Source organism: Providencia sp. Me31A (genome assembly GCF_050487165.1).
Taxonomy (GTDB): domain Bacteria; phylum Pseudomonadota; class Gammaproteobacteria; order Enterobacterales; family Enterobacteriaceae; genus Providencia.
The window spans coordinates 13,472-34,008 of the sequence record NZ_JBKQGZ010000014.1 but is presented as its reverse complement, the minus strand read 5'-3'; the positions used below and the strand labels follow the sequence as shown (position 1 = coordinate 34,008).

General features: G+C 37.0%; 14 protein-coding genes, 2 tRNA genes and 1 pseudogene. 10 read left to right on the top strand and 7 right to left on the bottom strand.

Annotated features, from left to right (window positions below):
• Positions 1-285: 285 nt before the first annotated feature.
• Together gyrA and rcsC are read left to right on the top strand one after the other, a co-directional pair.
• On the top strand, positions 286-2,901 hold the full coding sequence (gene gyrA, locus ACLPIE_RS12925; protein WP_430262173.1) for a DNA topoisomerase (ATP-hydrolyzing) subunit A: 2,616 nt from the start codon (positions 286-288) through the stop codon (positions 2,899-2,901).
• Positions 2,902-3,062: 161 nt separating this feature from the next.
• A complete protein-coding gene (gene rcsC / locus ACLPIE_RS12920) occupies positions 3,063-5,909 on the top strand; it encodes a two-component system sensor histidine kinase RcsC (protein ID WP_430262171.1) in 2,847 nt (948 codons plus the stop codon).
• 68 nt (positions 5,910-5,977) lie between these two features.
• On the opposite strand, the gene rcsB is transcribed toward rcsC, so the two are convergent.
• The gene (rcsB, locus tag ACLPIE_RS12915; RefSeq protein ID WP_004259923.1) at positions 5,978-6,628 is read right to left on the bottom strand and encodes a response regulator transcription factor RcsB; all 651 of its coding nucleotides are present in this window, start codon (positions 6,626-6,628) and stop codon (positions 5,978-5,980) included.
• 1 nt (position 6,629) lies between these two features.
• Positions 6,630-9,329, bottom strand: coding sequence for a phosphotransferase RcsD (gene rcsD, locus ACLPIE_RS12910; protein ID WP_430262169.1), 2,700 nt, complete (start codon positions 9,327-9,329; stop codon positions 6,630-6,632).
• 212 nt (positions 9,330-9,541) lie between these two features.
• On the opposite strand from rcsD, the gene ACLPIE_RS12905 reads away from it, so the two are divergent.
• The 3 genes and pseudogenes from ACLPIE_RS12905 to ACLPIE_RS12895 form a co-directional block, all read left to right on the top strand.
• A tRNA-Ser gene (locus ACLPIE_RS12905) sits at positions 9,542-9,629 on the top strand.
• Between the two features lie 5 nt (positions 9,630-9,634).
• Positions 9,635-9,710, top strand: a tRNA-Thr gene (locus tag ACLPIE_RS12900).
• A 167-nt stretch (positions 9,711-9,877) separates the two neighbouring features.
• A pseudogene (locus ACLPIE_RS12895) lies at positions 9,878-10,048 on the top strand (Arm DNA-binding domain-containing protein); the annotation flags it as partial.
• Between the two features lie 161 nt (positions 10,049-10,209).
• Here the strand turns inward: ACLPIE_RS12895 and ACLPIE_RS12890 are convergent.
• Genes ACLPIE_RS12890 through ACLPIE_RS12880 form a run of 3 tightly spaced genes read right to left on the bottom strand, consistent with a single transcriptional unit; the run spans position 10,210 to position 13,107 of the window.
• Positions 10,210-11,814 (bottom strand): DUF6056 family protein, encoded by a 1,605-nt coding sequence (locus tag ACLPIE_RS12890; protein ID WP_430262167.1) that lies wholly within the window; start codon positions 11,812-11,814, stop codon positions 10,210-10,212.
• A complete protein-coding gene (locus ACLPIE_RS12885; RefSeq protein WP_430262165.1) occupies positions 11,807-12,745 on the bottom strand; it encodes a glycosyltransferase family 2 protein in 939 nt (312 codons plus the stop codon). The genes ACLPIE_RS12890 and ACLPIE_RS12885 overlap by 8 nt, the downstream gene beginning before the upstream one ends.
• Entirely contained in the window at positions 12,742-13,107 is a 366-nt protein-coding gene (locus ACLPIE_RS12880) for a GtrA family protein (RefSeq protein ID WP_430262163.1), read from the bottom strand. The genes ACLPIE_RS12885 and ACLPIE_RS12880 overlap by 4 nt, the downstream gene beginning before the upstream one ends.
• A gap of 326 nt (positions 13,108-13,433) precedes the next feature.
• Here ACLPIE_RS12880 and ACLPIE_RS12875 point away from each other — a divergent pair, with 326 nt between their 5' ends.
• Both ACLPIE_RS12875 and ACLPIE_RS12870 read left to right on the top strand, forming a co-directional pair.
• Positions 13,434-13,712 carry a hypothetical protein gene (locus ACLPIE_RS12875; RefSeq protein WP_430262161.1) on the top strand — a complete coding sequence of 93 codons (279 nt, stop codon included), beginning with the start codon at positions 13,434-13,436 and terminating at the stop codon, positions 13,710-13,712.
• Between the two features lie 496 nt (positions 13,713-14,208).
• On the top strand, positions 14,209-14,541 hold the full coding sequence (locus tag ACLPIE_RS12870; RefSeq protein ID WP_430262159.1) for a hypothetical protein: 333 nt from the start codon (positions 14,209-14,211) through the stop codon (positions 14,539-14,541).
• Between the two features lie 214 nt (positions 14,542-14,755).
• Here ACLPIE_RS12870 and gltP read toward each other — a convergent pair whose 3' ends face one another.
• Together gltP and ACLPIE_RS12860 are read right to left on the bottom strand one after the other, a co-directional pair.
• On the bottom strand, positions 14,756-16,063 hold the full coding sequence (gene gltP / locus ACLPIE_RS12865; protein WP_430262157.1) for a glutamate/aspartate:proton symporter GltP: 1,308 nt from the start codon (positions 16,061-16,063) through the stop codon (positions 14,756-14,758).
• Positions 16,064-16,626: 563 nt separating this feature from the next.
• Positions 16,627-17,289 (bottom strand): GntR family transcriptional regulator, encoded by a 663-nt coding sequence (locus tag ACLPIE_RS12860; protein ID WP_430262155.1) that lies wholly within the window; start codon positions 17,287-17,289, stop codon positions 16,627-16,629.
• Positions 17,290-17,693: 404 nt separating this feature from the next.
• Between ACLPIE_RS12860 and ACLPIE_RS12855 the strand changes: the two genes are divergently transcribed.
• Genes ACLPIE_RS12855 through ACLPIE_RS12845 form a run of 3 tightly spaced genes read left to right on the top strand, consistent with a single transcriptional unit; the run spans position 17,694 to position 20,532 of the window.
• Complete coding sequence (locus tag ACLPIE_RS12855; protein WP_430262153.1) at positions 17,694-18,935, top strand: NRAMP family divalent metal transporter; 1,242 nt, start codon at positions 17,694-17,696, stop codon at positions 18,933-18,935.
• Between the two features lie 14 nt (positions 18,936-18,949).
• Positions 18,950-19,729, top strand: a complete 780-nt coding sequence (locus ACLPIE_RS12850) for a LamB/YcsF family protein (protein ID WP_430262151.1) — start codon at positions 18,950-18,952, stop codon at positions 19,727-19,729.
• The gene (locus ACLPIE_RS12845) at positions 19,726-20,532 is read left to right on the top strand and encodes a putative hydro-lyase (protein ID WP_430262149.1); all 807 of its coding nucleotides are present in this window, start codon (positions 19,726-19,728) and stop codon (positions 20,530-20,532) included. Before ACLPIE_RS12850 ends, ACLPIE_RS12845 begins: the two co-directional genes overlap by 4 nt.
• Positions 20,533-20,537 lie beyond the last annotated feature (5 nt).

Below are 20,537 nucleotides of genomic sequence, written 5' to 3'. Positions count from 1 at the left end.
AAAATGCTCCTATTTTTATCCTACTCTCCAAAGACCTATTCTTTACGGCAGTGTTGATAGGTGAGGGAATAGGTGTCCGTTAATTATTGAAGGTTATAAATCGAACAATAATTCAGTTATTACCGTTATAAATGAGTAATCCTTCAAGTTTCGGACACATAAACTTAATTTTCCGCTATTATACATGTCTTGGAAGACAAATACCCGTCTCTTATTTTTATTAAATTGGCGAATTGTGGTATAGTTCTACTCTTTGAATCCGAAGTTATGAGGGACAGTGGTTCCATGAGCGAGATTGCCAGAGAAATCACACCAGTTAATATCGAAGAAGAGCTTAAAAGTTCATATTTGGATTATGCAATGTCCGTTATTGTCGGTCGTGCACTTCCAGATGTTCGAGATGGACTGAAGCCAGTACATCGCAGAGTACTTTATGCGATGAATGTATTGGGAAATGATTGGAATAAACCCTATAAAAAATCTGCCCGTATAGTCGGGGACGTTATCGGTAAATACCATCCACATGGTGATAGCGCTGTTTACGAGACAATTGTTCGTCTTGCACAGCCTTTCTCAATGCGTTACATGCTGGTAGATGGTCAGGGAAACTTCGGTTCAGTTGACGGAGACTCTGCCGCGGCAATGCGTTATACGGAAATCCGTATGGCGAAAATTGCCCATGAGCTACTGGCTGATCTGGAAAAAGAAACCGTAGATTTCGTTCCAAACTATGACGGTACAGAGCAAATTCCTGAAGTTATGCCGACAAAAATCCCTAACCTGCTGGTTAACGGGTCGTCAGGTATTGCTGTTGGGATGGCAACCAATATCCCTCCTCACAATTTAGGGGAAGTGATCAACGGTTGTCTTGCTTATATAGAAGACGAAAATATCAGTATTGAAGGCTTGATGGAGCACATTCCGGGGCCTGATTTCCCTACCGCAGCTATCATCAATGGTCGCCGTGGTATTATCGACGCTTATCGTACTGGGCGAGGGAAAGTTTATATTCGCGCAAGTGCTGAAGTTGAAGTCGATGAAAAAAATGGTCGTGAGACTATTATCGTCAGTGAAATCCCCTATCAGGTGAACAAAGCGCGCTTGATTGAAAAAATCGCTGAACTTGTTAAAGAAAAACGTGTTGAAGGCATCAGTGCATTACGCGATGAGTCTGATAAAGACGGTATGCGTATTGTTATTGAGATTAAACGTGATGCAGTGGGTGAAGTTGTTCTCAACAATTTGTATTCACTGACTCAGTTGCAAGTTTCTTTCGGTATCAACATGGTGGCATTACACCAAGGCCAACCAAAAATTTTGAACCTGAAAGATATTATCGCCGCATTTGTGCGTCACCGTCGCGAAGTTGTGACACGCCGTACTATTTTCGAATTGCGTAAAGCTCGTGATCGCGCGCACATCCTTGAAGCGTTAGCTATTGCTTTAGCGAATATTGATCCAATTATTGAGCTAATTCGTAAAGCGCCAACACCAGCAGAAGCAAAAGCAGGGTTAATTGCAAGATCTTGGGATCTTGGCAACGTTGCTGCTATGTTGGAGCGTGCGGGTGATGATGCAGCGCGTCCTGAGTGGTTAGAGGACCAATTTGGTGTTCATGATGGTCAATATTTCCTGACTGAACAACAAGCGCAAGCTATCCTTGATTTACGTCTGCAAAAATTAACGGGTCTTGAACACGAAAAATTATTAGATGAATATCGCGAACTTCTCGTTCAAATTGAGGCATTGCTATTTATTTTACGCAGTCCTGAACGTTTGATGGAAGTGATCCGCGAAGAACTTGAAATTATTCGTAATACTTATAATGACCCTCGCCGTACAGAAATTACTGAAAATACCGCTGACATCAATATCGAAGACCTTATTAATCAAGAAGATGTTGTCGTTACACTGTCTCACCAAGGTTATGTGAAATATCAGCCATTGTCTGATTACGAAGCACAACGCCGCGGTGGTAAAGGTAAATCTGCTGCACGAACGAAAGACGAAGACTTTATCGATCGCTTGTTAGTTGCCAATACCCATGACACCATTTTGTGCTTCTCAAGCCGAGGTCGATTGTATTGGATGAAAGTTTATCAATTACCAGAGGCTAGCCGTGGTGCCCGTGGTCGTCCGATCGTTAACTTATTGCCACTTGAACAAGATGAGCGGATCACTGCTATCTTACCAGTGCGTGAGTACGAAGAGGGCTACAATGTCTTTATGGCCACAGCAAGTGGTACCGTGAAGAAAACACCTTTGAAAGAATTCAGCCGCCCAAGAAGTGCAGGTATTATTGCGGTTAACTTGAACGAAGGCGATGAACTGATTGGTGTTGATTTAACTGATGGTTCAAATGAAGTGATGCTGTTTTCTGCTCAAGGTAAAGTGGTACGTTTCGCTGAGGATGCCGTTCGCCCTATGGGGCGCACCGCTACAGGCGTGCGTGGTATTAAATTAATGGATGACGATAAAGTTGTTTCTTTAATTATTCCACGTGGCGAAGGCCATATCTTAACCGTGACAAAAAATGGTTATGGTAAACGTACTGAGGAAGCAGAATACCCAACGAAATCTCGTGCTACTCAAGGGGTAATCTCCATTAAAGTGAGTGAACGTAATGGGAACGTAGTTGGGGCTATCCAAGTTGATGAGACCGACCAAATCATGATGATCACCGATGCAGGGACATTAGTTCGCACACGTGTTTCTGAAGTGAGTGTTGTTGGCCGTAATACTCAAGGCGTGACCTTGATTAGAACAGCTGAAAATGAAAAAGTGGTTGGTTTGCAACGTGTTGCTGAAACAGATGATGATGAACATTTGGATGATGAAATTGCAGATGAAAACACCATTGAAAATGGTGCTGATGATGCGAACATTGACGAACAAGAGTAATCATAACGTTTAATTGACGACTTAACGGGCAGCAGTACATGCTGCCCGTTTTTAATTCATTATTATTAATATTCATATCTATGATTTTTCATGTATGTCGCTTTTTAATCAACTGATCGAGTATACTTAACGGTCACGGTATTGGATAGACAGGAAAGCGCTTGAGATATTTACCCTCGTTTAAAACATCACTTAGACTCTCTCGGGATTTATTTCGTATCCTTGGCTTGATGTTATGGGGTATGGGAGCGTTTATCACCTTATTTTTCGTCTATTCTCAATTCAATGAATATAAATCTGATATTCGCCAACAGTTTTATTCGGGCCATGAAAGCCTACAAGCTTATATCCAGCAAACGGGTGTAACTCTGAATTCTATTCAGTCGATGACCGAAAAATATAAAATGAGGCTAGAAGAGTCTGGGATGGGAACTCGTATCCCGACCAATTTTATTGAATCACCTAGTGTATCGAATTATTCTTTTTATAAGTTAACAAATAATACGGACTGTGATTATTTTAAGAAGCGAGCAGAGAATTATTTGTATGCCTTTGAGCAACTCAATTACTTTTGGAAAGATAGTATTGCTGCGCCACAGGCTTTGAACCATGTGTTTTTTATCGGTTCAGAAAGTTATTGTATGGTGGATTATCCTATTCGCTCAACAGTATCTGACATTGAAATGTTGAGAAAGGTGAGTTACGAAAGTGTACGTTCTTTCCAAGGGTTAAGCTTGCAAGGAAAAGAACGTAGCTTATATGCTATTGTCCACGGTGCTCAGCCAGATAATGGACAAGTATATTTAATACAACCAGTTAACGAAAAAAATAAAGTAATGGCTTTTATTGGTTTAGAACGCTCAATTAACCTGAACCAATTTAATATACGAAAGAATAAAGCCGTTGAAATCCTGATGGTTAATAGCTATAACCAGCCTGTTTTATATTCGCCTGTAGATATTAACCCTAAAAGCTCAGCGCTACTGAATATTACTGAGCCATCTTTTTTTGGTTTCAATTCTGATTATTCAAAATTAATCTTCAAAAAGCGTCTTGTTCCTTCTCAAGTCACAGTGATTTTTTCAATAGCTACTGCTCAGATACTAGCAAGCCTTGAAGATACTATTTTTTACGGAATAATAATTAATATTTTTACAGGGGTACTCATATTTTTCCTTATTTGGTTACTTGAAAGGAAAATGTTGGAGCCTGCAGCAAACACGGCGATCCGACTGGAAGAACATGAGCAGTTTAACCATAAGATTGTGGCTTCAGCACCTGTAGGAATTATTATTTTAAGACTTATTGATGGCGGGAATATTTTAAGTAATGAGCTGGCTCATGATTACTTTCGGCTTTTAAGTGATGATGATAAACAGCGAATTTTGACTATTATTCGTCAAAAAACAAGTCACTATATTGACGTTGTAACCACGGATGGCACACATTTACAAATCAGTTTTGTGAACTCACGTTATCAAAATGAAGATGTCGCTATCTGTGTGTTAATTGATATTAGTATCCGCGTTCAAATGGAAAAATCACTGCAAGATATTGCCGATGCCGCAGAACAAGCTAACCATGCCAAGTCGATGTTTTTAGCTACGGTTAGCCATGAATTAAGGACACCGTTATACGGTATAATAGGGAATATTGAACTACTTCAACGCTATGAATTATCAGAAAAAGCGACACGTTTAGTGTCAACAATGGATAACTCCTCTTCATTATTATTACAAATTATCAGTGATATTCTCGATTTTTCGAAAATCGAATCTAAACAATTAAAAATTGAGAATAAGTTATTCAATTGTCGTGAGGTTTTTGCTTTTGTATTAGCCAATTATTTACCTTTGGTGACGAAGAAAAGGATCTCTTTGTACTCATTTATTGAGCCTGATATCCCTGATTTGATTCTTAATGACTCAGTTCGTTTGCAGCAAGTGGTTTCAAATATTGTTAATAACAGTATTAAATTCACCGAGTCAGGTTTTGTATTATTGTATGTTTGGAAAGATGAAAACTATTTGAAAATAGAAGTTCGAGACTCAGGGATCGGTATGACCCAAGCGGTTGTTATGCAATTGTTTGACCCCTTTTTCCAAGTTCACGACCAAAATAATATAGGACATAAAGGAACTGGGTTAGGCTTAGCGATCTGCGAAAAGTTAATAAACTTGATGGATGGTGATATTGAGGTGAGCTCCCAAATAGGTCTTGGAAGTTCATTTACTATTCGTATTCCATTATATGCTCAAAAATACATTCATAATCGAGTTCCTGATTATCGAGCAACTTTTACTATTGCAGTTTCGTGTCGAAATGCATTTCTAATGAATTTTGTATCGCGGCTATTAATTCATGCGAAATTCAAAGTTGTAACTGGGGAGCAAATTGATAAATCAGTACACTATGATTTGTTAATCACAGATTATGAACTTGAAGATGAAATAAAAAATACGAAGCACATTAGATTATCTAGCTTCTATGCTGGTGAATTGTATGAGTCAAAAAATAATGAGTGGGTTTATAACACATACCAGTTCGATAACCTGCCTCTATTAATTGATAAGGTGATTATGAAAACGGCAGGGCAATCACCTAGAAATATTATTGCGAGTGAACCCATCACAGCAGATGATTCTTTAAGTAAATACCATGTGCTGATTGTTGATGACCAGCCAATTAATCGAATGTTATTAAGTGAACAATTAGGCAGTATTGGTTTTACAACAGAAACGGCGATAGATGGTTTAGATGCGCTTAACTACGTAGGTAGCCATAACGTTGATATTGTTTTAACTGATGTCAATATGCCAAATATGGATGGATATCAATTAGCTAGAGAGTTACGTCGTTTAGGATATGATTTACCTGTGGTTGCCTTAACCGCCAATGCGATGGCTGAAGAAAAGCAACGTTGCATTGATGCGGGAATGAATGATTGCTTATCGAAGCCAACAACTATTGCGATATTACGAGAGACATTAACTCGGTTTTGTTCGTAATGAGATGTTGTCTGTTTACTAAAAAATAAAAACCCGTAATCGGGTTTTTATTTACAGTAAAATCAACCTTATTCTGAAGGTGAGTTATCAATACTAACGGAGGATAGGTAGTTTAATAACGCGATATCGTTTTCAACGCCTAACTTCAACATGGCTGATTTTTTCTGGCTACTTATAGTTTTAATACTACGATTGAGTTTTTTTGCGATTTCAGTCACTAAAAAACCTTCAGCGAATAAGCGTAGTACTTCGCTTTCTTTTGGTGATAAACGTTTATCACCATAACCGCTGGCATTTACTTTCTCTAATAGCTTACTTACGCTTTCTGGCGTGAATTTTTTACCTTTTTGTAAAGCCGCAAGTGCTTTAGGTAAATCAGCAGGAGCGCCTTGTTTCAGTACAATGCCTTCAATATCTAGCTCTAAGATGGCACTTAAAATAGCCGGATTATTGTTCATGGTCAGAACAATAATTGAAAGGTCAGGATAATGGCGTTTAATGTACTTGATTAACGTAATACCATCGCCATATTTATCGCCAGGCATAGATAAATCAGTGACTAGTACATCAGCATTTAAACGTGCTAAGTTGTTAATTAAAGAGGTTGAGTCCTCAAATTCACCTACGATATTCACCCATTCAATCTGCTCAAGAGATTTTCTGATACCGAAAAGAACAATAGGATGATCATCGGCAACAATGACATTTAGGTTATTCATATTATTGGTTACCTTCTGGCATTAGTTTTTTGACTGAATTATCCAGCATGCTAATGCAATTTTTTATTTCCAATCCGTTTTCATCTGCTATGTAGTGCTCTAAGTCTTCGCAAAGTTTATGAAGAACCGTAAATTCGAGCATAGCAAAAACTCCTTTTAAACGATGTGCAGTGTTTTTCAATTCGGTCAAATCCTCAACACTTTCACTATTATACAGTTTATTAATATCTATCGGTACTGTTGTGACAAACAAATCTCGATATCCGCTATTAGCTAAACTTAATCGATAACCTATAATTGCACTTTCTATGGAATTATTAGGTGTCGATGATGCAAATTTAGGTTCAAAATCATTTGTTATTAGACTTTCGGAGGGATTATCATCATTACCTGAATTTTCAATGAGTCGTGAAATGGCATCAATAAGCTCATCCGCGAAATTATAGTTAACTGTTAAATAATGAGGTTGTAGCTCATTTATGCCTAAAAGACTACCATCAATTTTGATAATATGTTCAAAATGTTCCTCATTATTATCGGTGATCAATAAATCCCAATCTTTCTGAGGTGAACTTTCACTTAAATCAAGAAATTCTGCTCCATAATTAGTTAAAGTATTTCTGACAATACGTGAAATATCTGCATTATGAATGTTTAATCGTATGTGAATATCCTCGAGTAAAGCAGGGTATTCTTTTATCATCATTTCGTGAGTAGCAGGAAAAGAAATTTCATAATGTGTCCCGATAGCGCTACTTGAACGAATAGAGAATGTACCGTTCATCCTTTTTACGAGTAATTTACATAAATAAAATGTTATCCCAGACCGCGTAAAATGAATCGCGTTTAATGTATGACCGGCAAAAGGGCTTTGTAAATTACTGAGTTCTTGGGTACTTAATCCAATCCCTGAATCTCTTATATTGAGAGAGACTGTATTTTTCTCAGAATTATAAGATAGCGTAAATGAAATTTTTCCAAAAGAGGTGGTGGCTATAGAATAATCCCAGATCAGTTGTATCAATTTTTTTAAATAAGTAGGTTCCGCATTTATTAGCGAATCTGGATTGATATTGTTATGAAAATAAAGAGATAAGCCTTTATTGTTTAGCCGAGATAGATTTTGTTTTAAAAATTGACTAGTTATTTGGCTGATAGAAATTTGTTCATTTTTTATCGGTGCTGCTTGAAATTCAAGTTGGTTCAGCAACTCAATATTTCTAAACCATTTATTAATATAAAATAGTTGATTTTCGGCCTCTATGGCAAATGAACGAATTTTCCCATCTGTTATTTGAATAAGGTTAGTTAATTGCTTATCTATTTGAATGAGTGCAGGTAAAATTTCACTGCACATATTTTCAAATACAATCTTGCGCATATGAATATTTTTTTTATATTCACGATTAGCAAGTTCTTGGCGTTTTTGTGTTAATGCTTCTTTATCTTTATCCATAATAATAAAGAGCATGGTATTGGCTTTCGTTGAGCTATCAACCAGTGCGATTTCATAAACAATATTTTCGATAGAAACCTGAATGATATTATGGTTTTCTATTGCCATTTCTTTTATATGAACAAGATCCATTGAAGGCAACAGCTGGTTTGCTAAGCTATTACCTAGAATTTTTTTATTGGTATTAAAATCGTAAACTAAAATACCGTATGAAATATGGCTGATGATATCGTCATTGAGTGATTCATTAAACTGAAGATCTTGCAGCATGTCGGTATTTGGTGAAATGAGTCGCTTACGAATAAAAACCATGATCACAAAAGCGAGAATAATCATGATTAGCATACCCACCACCAACCAAAAGTTGTAGCTAACTACATTGAAGATGATATTTTTTAGCGAGACATGATAATAAAGTTGATAGCCAGTTCCTTCTATCGGCTGGGAAAATATCAAGTTTGTTCCAACCCATGAGCTGTATGACTCAGAGTTTTCGGTGTTTGATGGGCGTGAATTAATCGTGAAGAAATTGCCATTTAAGGTGGAAGGTATTAATGAGTTAATAGCAATATCAAAAGATATGACGCTGGTTAACTGCCCTGGAGAGTTGAACATTAACCTGTAGGTATAATAGAAAAGGTTGTCAGGAGAATATTTTTGTATATTAGAAATAATTTCTCGGCGGTCTAACTGTGTTGATTGGGTCAACATATCTGCGCGTTTTTCTTCGGCAGTTAAAGTGAGATAACTTTCCTTAAAACGTAACTCAGGTTTAAGAATAGAATGAGTAGTCACAAGTGTTAGCGTGTTATCTAACCCATTAAGGTAGTACATTGAGTTATATTCATTACGGGCTCCCCACACAATCTCCATGTAGTTTGCTAATTTAGTCGCTAAAATACGGCTTGCCGCCTTATTGCTGCCAAATACAATGGCATCAATAGTTTGATTTTCACTATTTAGCCAAAAAATATCGGGGCGCATTTCAGTGACGGACAACCTATCCACTGTTGGCACGATGGATTGATCATTAGCAAGCTTATAAATATGGTTGGCTTGGTAGCGATAGTCTTCAATCTGATATGCCAATCGCGTAGCCACACTGTTTAATGAGGCCTGATGGTTTTGTACCCACGCTTGATAGTAGTTAAATAGAGATAAAAAGAGCATCACAATGAGCAACAGAATAAATGCAGCAAAAATACGAGAAAGAGTGCTTGGTTTTAATAATGATTGTTTGTACATACGGTAGCGTGCTGTCCCATCGGTAAAATATTATTAGGTTAAAAATCATACATCTAGTGTGAGTATAGATACCGATTTTGCACTGATATTACCATTTTTCTTGGCTAATAGAGAACAATTGTGTGAAGATTAGCCAAACGAAGTAAAAAAATCAATTTTTTCACTTTCAGGGGTAGACAAGGCGTCGAGATTCCTCCATAATCGCGCCCCATGGAGAGATGGCCGAGCGGCTGAAGGCAGCGGTCTTGAAAACCGCCGATGGGAAACCATCCTAGAGTTCGAATCTCTATCTCTCCGCCAAATTAGCCGGCTTAGCTCAGTTGGTAGAGCAACTGACTTGTAATCAGTAGGTCACCAGTTCGACTCCGGTAGCCGGCACCAAATAAGAACCCGTTATCTCTCAACCAGATAGCGGGTTTTTTCTTATTTCAATTAAATTTTTCTGTGTTTTTATCCAGTAAATTCCAGCCCGATTCGTTACAATCCTCTGCATAAATGGGTACAAAGATGGGTATCTGAGTTAGGAAACTGGGTACTTATTATGAAATTTATCCGCTCGCCAAGTAGAAACTGCGAAACCCGAGATAAAAGACTATAAGCTTGCCGATGGCGCAGGGCTTTTTTTACTTGTTCGAACTAATGGCGCAAAATATTGGCGTTACCGCTATCAATTTGCGGGTAGAGAGAAAATGTATGCTATCGGTGTCTACCCTGAAATATGAAAGTCTGGACTTCAGTATGAACAAATACAAAGCGCTAGTTTTTTCCTATTGGTATTCAAGACTTGAGCATTGAGTTCAATTCTTATCTGCAAGATTGGGTTAGTGTATAGTAATCCGTCACACTGCCAGTATTTACAGTGTGACGGTAAGAAAAATGATTATAAGTTTATATTAACGTTATTATCTTGGGATGATTGATAAGAAATAGAATCTATTTCATTAGGCATTACTGGAATAGTAAATCCGAATACATTCATGCCGTATAACGAATTTATCTCTAGCTTATTAAACTCATAAGTTTTATTTTTCTTGGTTTTTACTGTTACTTTATCTCCATCCTTAATATTATTTATATTATTAAATTGTATCGCTACTGATGTTCCTTGGAGTAAGCTATTTCGGCCAATAAAAATATTAGTTAAGCCAGTTTTTTCACTATCAGGCATCGCAATTTTTTTGCCATTAATAAGTACTGCATAATTGTATTTAATAGGATAAACATCAACAGGGTGTGATAGCTCGTAATATTTACCAGTTGCTCCAGCATCATGATATAAATCAATTGAATCACCCGCTCTCAATGTTTTAGGGTAATAAAATGCGGGGATTGCTTTTGTTTTTTCATTCATAGTAAGCTCTTTTTGGACTTCATAAACTCTTATCTCCTCTTGGAGGTTGACTGAGTTATATGAAAAAAGAATTTGGGCGTATGAAAAAATAAAGCTCAAGAAAGCTAGAAAAATAATGATAGCTAAAGTTGTTAGTGATTTTATATTTCTAGTTGTTAATGTGTGACTGATAGAAAAAGAACAAGATATGATATAAAAAAAGTGTGGGCCACTGAGTGCTCTTGTTGGAAAGGAAGGGGAAGCAATCATGGATAATGTGCTTAACAGTCCTAATGCAATAAATAATAAGGAAAAATAAAGATTCTTACATTTTTTATCATTAATGAATGTAATTAATAAAATTAATGAAACTAATATAGGTATCCATGTTTTTCCTAAGGCATAAGGTAATTTTTCTGACAAGAACAACCAGATCTTTTCAAGTAAACTTAACTCATAAAATTCAGTAGATAACGATGCGCGATGAAAATTACCAGGACTAAAAATTAGTACTGAAAAACCAATTAAAATAAGTAGTGTAGAGAGGAATAGCACCTTATTTTTCTCTCGAAAAAAAATATAAAATGATGTTACTAAGGATATTAATGCGACTATCCAGGTGGTATTTTCATTACTACAACCAGCAAAAAATGAAGAAAATAAAACTAGGGTAATACATTTTCTTTTATTTATATATTGTATTAATGCATAGAAATAGAGAACTACAAAGAAATTTGTAACAAGATAGTTTCCTGCACCAACAATCCAAAAAACAATTTGACCGATATTAGGACTTGTAATCCAATAGATGAAAAATAAAGCTAGGAACTGGATGTGAAACAGCTTATTGGATGTAGTAAAGCTATTGCCAATCTTAGTTATTAAAAATAATGTGGCGGTTAAAACAGCTCCAATCACTATCGATTTTAATAATTGAGAATCACTATTAAGTATCAATGTACTGAAGTAATCAGAAACGAAGCGGCCACTCCAAGAAAAGTAATGATCTAAGTGGACTGCTAGTGAATTACCTTTGATGTAATAAACGAAATCGTCAGATTGCATCGGTGTTAAATATTCGACTATAAAGATCAGGATAAAGGGTATAAATAAAGTCAAATATTGTGTGTTAAAATTATGAAAATACTTATTCACGTGGTTTTCCCGCCTGTGTTCTATTTTTTAATACATATCTAGGTCTTTGCTTGCTTTCTGTATAGATGCGGCCTATATACTCACCTAATACACCGATGCCAATAAGTTGAACTCCACCTAAAAAAAGAATAGAAACGAGCAAAGAAGGGTAACCAGGAACTGGATTTCCCCATATTAACTTATCGATTATCATCCAACCACCGTAAATGAACGAAAAGAGTGCGACAGCTAGACCAATATAAGTCCAGACGCGCAGAGGAAAAGTAGAGAAGCTTGTAACTCCTTCTAAGGCAAGGTTCCATAATTTCCAACCATTAAACTTGCTTTCACCAACAGATCTCTCCGCTCTGTTATACTCAACAACATCAATATTTCCACCTACCCATGAAAGAATTCCCTTCATAAATAAATTACGTTCAGGTAATAATTTTATATTATCAACTGTAGCTCGAGACATTAATCTAAAATCGCCTACGTTCTCTTCAATTTCAGGTGAGCTAATTTTATTGTGAAGTTTATAAAACCATTCAGCTGTTTTGCGTTTTAACCATGTATCGCTAGTACGATTAGCCCTTTTCGCAAGAACAATATCTGCGCCTTGTTGCCATTTATCTATGAGCTGTGGAATAACATCAATAGGATCTTGAAGGTCAACATCAATTGGAATTACAGCTTTTCCTGTTGCATATTCAAGTCCCGCAAACAAAGCAGGTTCCTTACCAAAATTTCGCGTAAAGTTTAAAGGGAGCACTAAAGGGTCAGCAATAGCTAATGCATTGATAATATTTTCAGTGCTGTCTTTACTTCCATCATTTATGAAGACTATTTCGATATCATATTGATTAAGAATCGGGTGTTCTCTTACAGACCTATAAAATATAGGTATAGCTTCTTCTTCATTATAAACTGGAACTACTAATGATATTTTCATTGTGGTATCCCCCTGAAAACAAAGATTTTGGAGTAAAGGAAACCTAATACGAGACTAATTGAAGAAAAGATTATTAATGTTGCGATAGGAGGAAATCGTAGTTGGTCTGCAACATAGCCAGTTAAGTAACTTAATAGCCCCATAAATAAGGTAAATGATAAATATCGTGCTGTAGTCGCTTTAGCTTTGAAGGTGAATTTTGCATTAGCAAAAAAAGAAAAACTTACCGCAGCGATAAAGCCGATTAAGTTAGCTATAGCTTGAGTGGTTGAAAGAAATGCGGTTATTAGCCCAAAAATAGACCAATGTATAAGAGTGTTTAAAATTCCAACCGAAAAATATTTAGTAAATAACTTAATCATTTCAATCATTCGTAGTGAAAATAAGTACTTTAGTATAACTGAATATATTTATTGATGCAGCAAGTCGGTAAGATGAGTTTATGTTAAATGTTGTGTTAGCCTTACTTTATTCTCCCCCACGAAACGGCGAGGAGCTGGAGCTCTGTTAGTGATAGTATAAAGCCTACACTATTTCCACATTATTGCAGACAGAATTGCCAACATTTAATGACAGATTTTCGGATTTGATAGTCACGATGTCACTGCCTGTAATATTTACATAACTTCTAACTTATTTAAGATTCCAATGATAATATCCAGTTAAATTCATTTCAAAGGAGTGTTTTATGCGCAAATATATTGCACCTTTAGCTGTAATTTCAATCACACTATCCACTTTTGCCATGGCCAATTCTATACAAACCTCATCTGAATCTGTACAGGTAAAAGATGGTGTTATTAATGCACCCGAAATCACCATCAAATTAACTGGAAAGCAATCTGCTAACGAACCTAAGGAAAAGATCATTGTTGAAGCGGATTCTATCGAAATTGTTGATGGAGAACTTCGTGCTAAAGGCGCTAAACTATATGAGCAGGATAAAAAAATAGAATCTAATAAGTAGCTTATTGCCCGAGCTATAGATGGCATAACTAGCTCGGGTAATAAAAAAATCAGAGTAGGCTATTAAAGCGTCTTTCTTTGCATACCACACAATGTGTTGTACTTGCCTATAAATACAGAAGACGATCCAAGCAAAAATTTTTAGTCCATGGTATTTTCAATTGCGTAGATAACAATTAGTAACACTGAATATAATTCATAACGTGATAGGTCATATCTTATTGATTTAAATATGGTAAATGGTTTGTTTTTTATTTTTAAACTTCTAAATTATGGATAATTCTATTTACCGGGTAGCAGTAATAATTAATTGACTGTCGTTTTAAGTATAATTACTCAAATAAACGATAGTTTTTGTTGTTCTAAGGGTATATAAGGAGTACAGTTTTAGCATCCCACTATTTCAATGGTTATTTAAGGTGTTTACTAATATTTTTCATTTATTATGTGTTTTTTTACTGATATTACTCGCATTTATATTTGGGGTATCATTTAGTGTGGGTAAAAAAACAGACGTTATTGATGGAGCGAAAGCGATGGTTGCTGATTTTATGTATCAACCACAAGCTGCTAGCTTTAAAAATATGAAGTTCTATCCAAAAGGTAACAGTCTAAGAAATAAAGTTATTGGGAATGTTTGTGGGGAAGTATTTACCTTTAAAAATGGAAACCCATATAAATATAAGCGTTTTATCGTTCAAGTCGCCACAAATAAACAAGGGCAATACGTTTTTTCGTTCCCGTTGTTTGATTTTGAAGGTGAAATGTTGACTGAGGAAAACTTCCAAAAAATTTGGGATGAGCGGTGCCAAGTAATTGCTATTGACTAGTCCTAATATAGTTTAACGATAAATATGGCTGTTTTTCATTACAATACGGGATTGATTTTTAATTAACTTCCTTGCCACTGCTAAGTTGCTCGTCTTTATCAAAAATATTCTGTTTTTAATCTTCCACTGACTTCCTCAATTGGTAGAAATAAAAATGCCTGATATTAAAATATTAATATCAGGCATTTAAATAGAAACTGTAAATTATAGTGAATTAAAAAGTTTTTTCGTATTCACGTGCTTTTTTGGCATCATAATTATGTTCCCACTTAGCGATAACTAAGGCTGCAAGTGCGTTACCGACAACGTTTAGTGCTGTACGGGCCATATCTAAAATACGGTCTACACCAGCAATAAATGCCAATCCTTCTAAAGGAATTCCGACACTGCCTAACGTTGCGAGGAGTACCACGAATGAAACACCAGGGACACCGGCAATACCTTTAGAGGTAATCATCAAAGTGAAAACTAATATTAACTCTTGCCCAATAGAAAGCTCAATGCCATAAAGTTGGGCAATAAATATTGCAGCAATACTTTGGTATAAAGTTGAACCATCTAAGTTAAATGAATAACCAATTGGAATAACAAAACTGGTTACCGATTTAGGTGCACCGTATTTTTCCATCTTATCCATAATACGTGGAAGTACGGTTTCGGAGCTCGCCGTTGAATAAGCGAGTAATAGCTCATCTTTTAATATTTTCATTAAAGTAAAAATATTAATTTTGCAATAACGCGCCACAAGCCCTAATACAATTACTGCAAAAAATATAATGGCGCAGTGGACGAGTATGACGAGTTTTAATAATGGTACCAATGATGAGAAGCCAAAGTTAGCAACAGTCACTGATATTAATGCAAACACCCCGATAGGCGCATACATCATAATCATGTTAGTGACACGGAACATGGTTTCAGAGAAGGTTTGCAAGACATCGAGTAGAGGCTGTTTTTTCTCAGAAGGTAACGATGAGAGGCCTAAACCAAATAATACGGCAAAGAAAATGACAGGGAGCATATCGCCGCTTGCCATTGCTGCAAAAATATTACTTGGCACTAATGTCAGTATAGTATTAATGATCCCTGAAGGGTGGCTTTCAACCTCTTGAGTGGTTTTCTCATATTGAGAGATATCGACTTGTGTCAATTGGGACATATCGATACCGACACCGGGTTGGAAAATATTGGCGAAGGAAATACCAACGATAATAGCTATAGTGGTAATAATTTCAAAATAAAGGATAGTTTTAAAGCCAAGAGAACCTAACTGCTTTGTGTTCCCAACTCCTGCTATCCCTACAATCAGCGTAGAAATAACGATAGGAACTACAATCATTTTGATCAACTGAATAAAGATTTTACCTGCGGGAGAAAGGATATTTAGAATCAGCCAATCTTTGTACTCTGTATTGTCATGCAAAAGCGCACCAGCAATAACACCTAAAATAAGTGCCGCCAGTATTTGCCATCCTAGGCCAAATTTGAACGGTTTCTTATTCGTCACTTGGTTTAATGTCATAATGGAATCTCATTTATATTAATAATTTTTATGTGTGTCTTTTTATTATCATAAATTTTATAACGAATATTCGATAAAACTACAACTCTTTACTCGATAAATTTGAGTAATTTCAGCAGGTAAGTTATGTAATTTTGTTACAATGGTTATTTAAAATGGGTTAATGTTAAATTTGTGTTATAAGAGTAACCTAATGTTAACTTTAATGGGGCGAAATCGGTGTTTTTTAACTTTTATTAAAAGGAGTAAATTGTTTTATTTTTGGGTGCTTTATGTGAGTAAATTGTTTGTTTTTTGATTAAAAAACACGAATAGATAATGAACACCAATAAAATCACGAAAATTTGTAACGTGAGAGTATCAATAAAATCTTTAAATTAAAGATATGGGCAGGATTAATTAACAATAAAGAGTTTTCTAATATACAAATTTAAACGCAGATTACAGTTTTTGTATTAAATAAAATTTTTATCGAAGTACGAACTATCACTCAAATTTTTGTAATGTAAGATAAATTCTCATTTGATTTTGAAGAATAAATATTGATGTCAAAATGAGAATAATTATGTGGGAAACTGATGACGTTTATAGGCAGCAAGCAAAGTTCTTTCAGATAAATGAAGGTAGCTACGTAAAGCATTCGCCGCATCTAAATTATGTCCACTGTCTAGTAATTCAAGGATAGACTGGTTTTTATTAATATAAGGTGCATATAAAATTTGCGGATCATTAAGGTGGCCAAAAGCCAGACGTAATTCAGCTGATATATTGCGGTACAACTTAATCAAACGCTCACTATCAGACAGCTCGACAATCGCGGTATGAAATTTCATATTAGCTGTTCCAACACCAACCCAATCTTCGCACTTTTCATGTTCTCTTGCATCAATAACTGCCTGTTTCATCTTTTGAACGGCTGGGTGCAAAGGGTAAGCATGAATTAAGGCATCACACTCAATAAGTCGTCTAACTTGGTAAATATCAATAATTGAGGCCATATCAGGGACAGAAACAAAGACGCCTTTATTTGGGGCATAAGTTAACAGCCCTTCTTGGGTGAGTACGCGGAATACTTCTCGTAAGGTATTGCGCGAAATATCGAGTTCTTCACTTAATGTCGCCTCAGATAAACGTTGACCCGGAGTGATTTCTCCAACCGTGATTTTATTGCGAATAGTTTCTGCAATGCTGACAGATAAAGTTTGTGTAACGGGTTGTTTTTTCATAAAAATATCAACTTTAATTTAGGTAATGAATGAACGGCTATATTCACATATTCAAGTTATAGCAGCAAGTTTCCTTTAAAACTAGCTAATGAAAGTAAGCATATTTGCACTGAAATAGTGAAAATTCAGTTTGTTGCTTCATTTTGGTGCAAGTTGGCTGACTAAAAAATCTAAAAATGATAATTAATTGTTAAAATAGTGATCTCACCTTGGTTTTTAAATCATCAATAACGATTTTTATTGATTATTTATGCATCATTTCATACAAATTGTTCAACAATCCATTAAACATGAATTAACAATCAGCATGGTAAGTAGAACAATGGCACGATAATTGCCTTAGTGAAAATAACATCAACAACTACATTAATAATTAAAACAATAACTATTAGAGGAGTATGCATATGGCAGCTCAAGAAAGCGTACCAACCACAGTGGAGTATGTGAAAAGTCGTCGGTCTTCGTTAATTAGCGCTATTTTTTTGATGGCGACGTCTGCTATTGGTCCTGGATTTATCACACAAACAGCAACCTTCACAGTGGCATTAGGTGCTGCGTTTGCCTTTGGCATTTTAGCCTCCATCGTGATTGATTTTATTGTGCAACAAAATATCTGGCGAGTCGTGACACTAACCAAAATGCACTCCTCCGAGATTGCTAATGCGACAATTCCAGGAAGTGGATATTTACTTGCTATCTTGGTTATTTTCGGTGGGTTAATTTTTAACATTGGTAATATTGCAGGGGCGGGGCTAGGGTTAAATGCACTGGTTGGCCTTGATCCCAAATGGGGAGGGTTACTCAGCGCATTGTTAGCGATCTATATTTTCTCATCCCGCAAAGCAAGTACCTTTATCGACAGACTAATCATTGGGTTAGGCGTAGTAATGGTTGGTTTGACCTTGTTTGTTGCTATTGCATCTAATCCACCAGTGGGTGAGGCATTGAGACAAAGTGTTTTACCCGATACGGTTGATTTCGCCATGATCACCACGATTGTAGGGGGAACTGTTGGTGGATATATCTGCTATGCAGGTGCTCACCGCTTGCTGGATAAAGGGACTGTCGGAATTGAGAATATTAACGTTGTTTCAAGCGCGGCCACTAAAGGGATCTTAGTGGTTGGGTTAATGCGCTACATTTTATTTTTGGCGATTTTAGGTGTTGTTGCAAGCGGTGTGACTATCGATATCTCAGGGCATGCAGCAAACCCCGCATCTCAAGCTTTTCAAGCCGCAGCAGGTAACTTTGGTCTACGTATTTTTGGATTGATTTTGTGGGCAGCAGCATTAACCAGTGTTATTGGAGCAGCTTATACATCAATGAGTTTTTTAACGGCTTTCAAGTCATCAATCACAGAAAGACAACGTAATATTGCAACTATTTTGTTTATTGCAATGTCATTAATTGTTTATTTATTCATGGGAACAGCCCCTGCGGCATTGTTAGTGTTTGCAGGTGGCTTCAATGGGCTAATTTTACCTATTGGTTTAACGCTATTTATATACATTGGTTGGAAAAGATCAGATTTGATGTCGGGGTATCATTATCCACGGTGGTTACTATGGTCTGGTGTTGTGACTTGTGCTCTGACTTGGTACATGGGAGTCATGTCAGTTGGTGCAATCTTTAATTACTTGAAATAACCCAAGGAGTGATGATGAAAAAGCAAATTGATTTGAACAGCGACCTCGGGGAAAGTTTCGGGCAGTGGAAAATGGGCAATGATGCTGCCATTTTGCCTGTGGTCAGTAGTGCTAATGTGGCTTGTGGTTTTCATGCAGGCTCACCCGAAGGTATTTTAAAAACATTAAAAGCAGCGAAAGAAAATGGTGTGACAGTAGGTGCTCATGTTGGGTATCCCGATTTAGTCGGTTTTGGTCGTCGTAATATGGATATTGCTCCAGAAGAACTTACCGCAGATGTTATTTATCAAATAGGTGCATTACAAGGACTTGCAATTGCGGCTGGGACACAAGTCTTATATGTGAAACCGCACGGGGCGTTATACAACACGATTGCTCATGATAAGCGCCAAGCTATGGCTGTTATCAATGCCATTATCACCATTGATAAAAAATTAACATTAGTGGCACTCGCCGGATCTCCGCTCATAGGCTGGGCGAAAGAGAACGGGTTAAACGTCGTTGCCGAAGCATTTGCAGACCGTGCTTATAACAGTGATGGCACACTTGTTTCTCGTCAGTTATCGGGCTCGGTTTTGCATGATCCTCAGTTAGTGGCTCAGCGTATGTTGCAATTAGTGAAAGAAGGTGGCGTGACATCCATTGATGGTCAATTTACTCCGATTGATGCAGGAACAATTTGTGTTCACGGCGACAGCCCTGGTGCATTAGAAATGGCACAACAAGTACGCCATGCGTTAGAAAGTCACGGTGTTGAAATTTATGCTTTTTCTAACAAAGGAGATGGCGAATGACGCAACTGATGAAGGCCTCACAATCAGCCATTGATGCAGCTCGTGCTGTTAGAGACGCGATTCGTCATGGTTATGATAAACCAACCGCAGGCTTAGCGCAGGGGATGACGCAAGCCAATATGATTGCACTGCCGCGCGATTGGGCGTTTGATTTTCTATTATATGCACAACGTAACCCTAAAAGCTGCCCTATTTTAGATGTCTGTGAAGACGGGAGCTGGCAAACCATACTGGCGGATGGCGCTGATCTACGAACCGATATTCCCCGTTATCGTGTGTGGGAGAAAGGGCAATTAGTGAGGGAGATAACTGATGCGACAGAGATTTATCGTCAACACCCCGATCTGGTTACCTTCTTGATCGGTTGTAGTTTTACATTTGAAACGCCAATGGTGGAAGCGGGCATCGATATTCGTCACATCACTGATAAATCAAATGTACCCATGTATAAAACTAATCGATTATGTCGTCCAGCAGGTCGTTTACAGGGGGAATTGGTTGTTTCAATGCGTCCAATTCCGGCTGGTCGTGTTGCGGATGCTGTAAGTATTACAGGACGTTTCCCTGCGGTTCATGGCACACCAGTACATATTGGCGCACCGGAGCAACTGGGGATTACGGATATCATGCAACCCGATTTTGGTGATGCCGTACGTATAGAAGAGGGCGAGATCCCTGTATTTTGGGCATGCGGCGTAACTCCTCAAGCTGCGGTGATGAAGTCCGGTGTTCCTTTTGCATTGAGCCATGCACCGGGTTATATGTTTATTACTGATGTCCCTGATGCGGCTTATCATATATAGAGGTG

Coding starts and splice junctions, on each gene's coding strand:
- gyrA (WP_430262173.1), top strand. CDS start 286: ATGAGCGAGATTGCCAGAGAAATCACACCAGTTAATATCGAAGAAGAG.
- gltP (WP_430262157.1), bottom strand. CDS start 16,063: ATGACATTAAACCAAGTGACGAATAAGAAACCGTTCAAATTTGGCCTA.
- rcsB (WP_004259923.1), bottom strand. CDS start 6,628: ATGAATAACCTAAATGTCATTGTTGCCGATGATCATCCTATTGTTCTT.
- ACLPIE_RS12880 (WP_430262163.1), bottom strand. CDS start 13,107: ATGATTAAGTTATTTACTAAATATTTTTCGGTTGGAATTTTAAACACT.
- ACLPIE_RS12850 (WP_430262151.1), top strand. CDS start 18,950: ATGAAAAAGCAAATTGATTTGAACAGCGACCTCGGGGAAAGTTTCGGG.
- ACLPIE_RS12845 (WP_430262149.1), top strand. CDS start 19,726: ATGACGCAACTGATGAAGGCCTCACAATCAGCCATTGATGCAGCTCGT.
- ACLPIE_RS12875 (WP_430262161.1), top strand. CDS start 13,434: ATGCGCAAATATATTGCACCTTTAGCTGTAATTTCAATCACACTATCC.
- ACLPIE_RS12885 (WP_430262165.1), bottom strand. CDS start 12,745: ATGAAAATATCATTAGTAGTTCCAGTTTATAATGAAGAAGAAGCTATA.
- ACLPIE_RS12860 (WP_430262155.1), bottom strand. CDS start 17,289: ATGAAAAAACAACCCGTTACACAAACTTTATCTGTCAGCATTGCAGAA.
- ACLPIE_RS12855 (WP_430262153.1), top strand. CDS start 17,694: ATGGCAGCTCAAGAAAGCGTACCAACCACAGTGGAGTATGTGAAAAGT.
- rcsD (WP_430262169.1), bottom strand. CDS start 9,329: ATGTACAAACAATCATTATTAAAACCAAGCACTCTTTCTCGTATTTTT.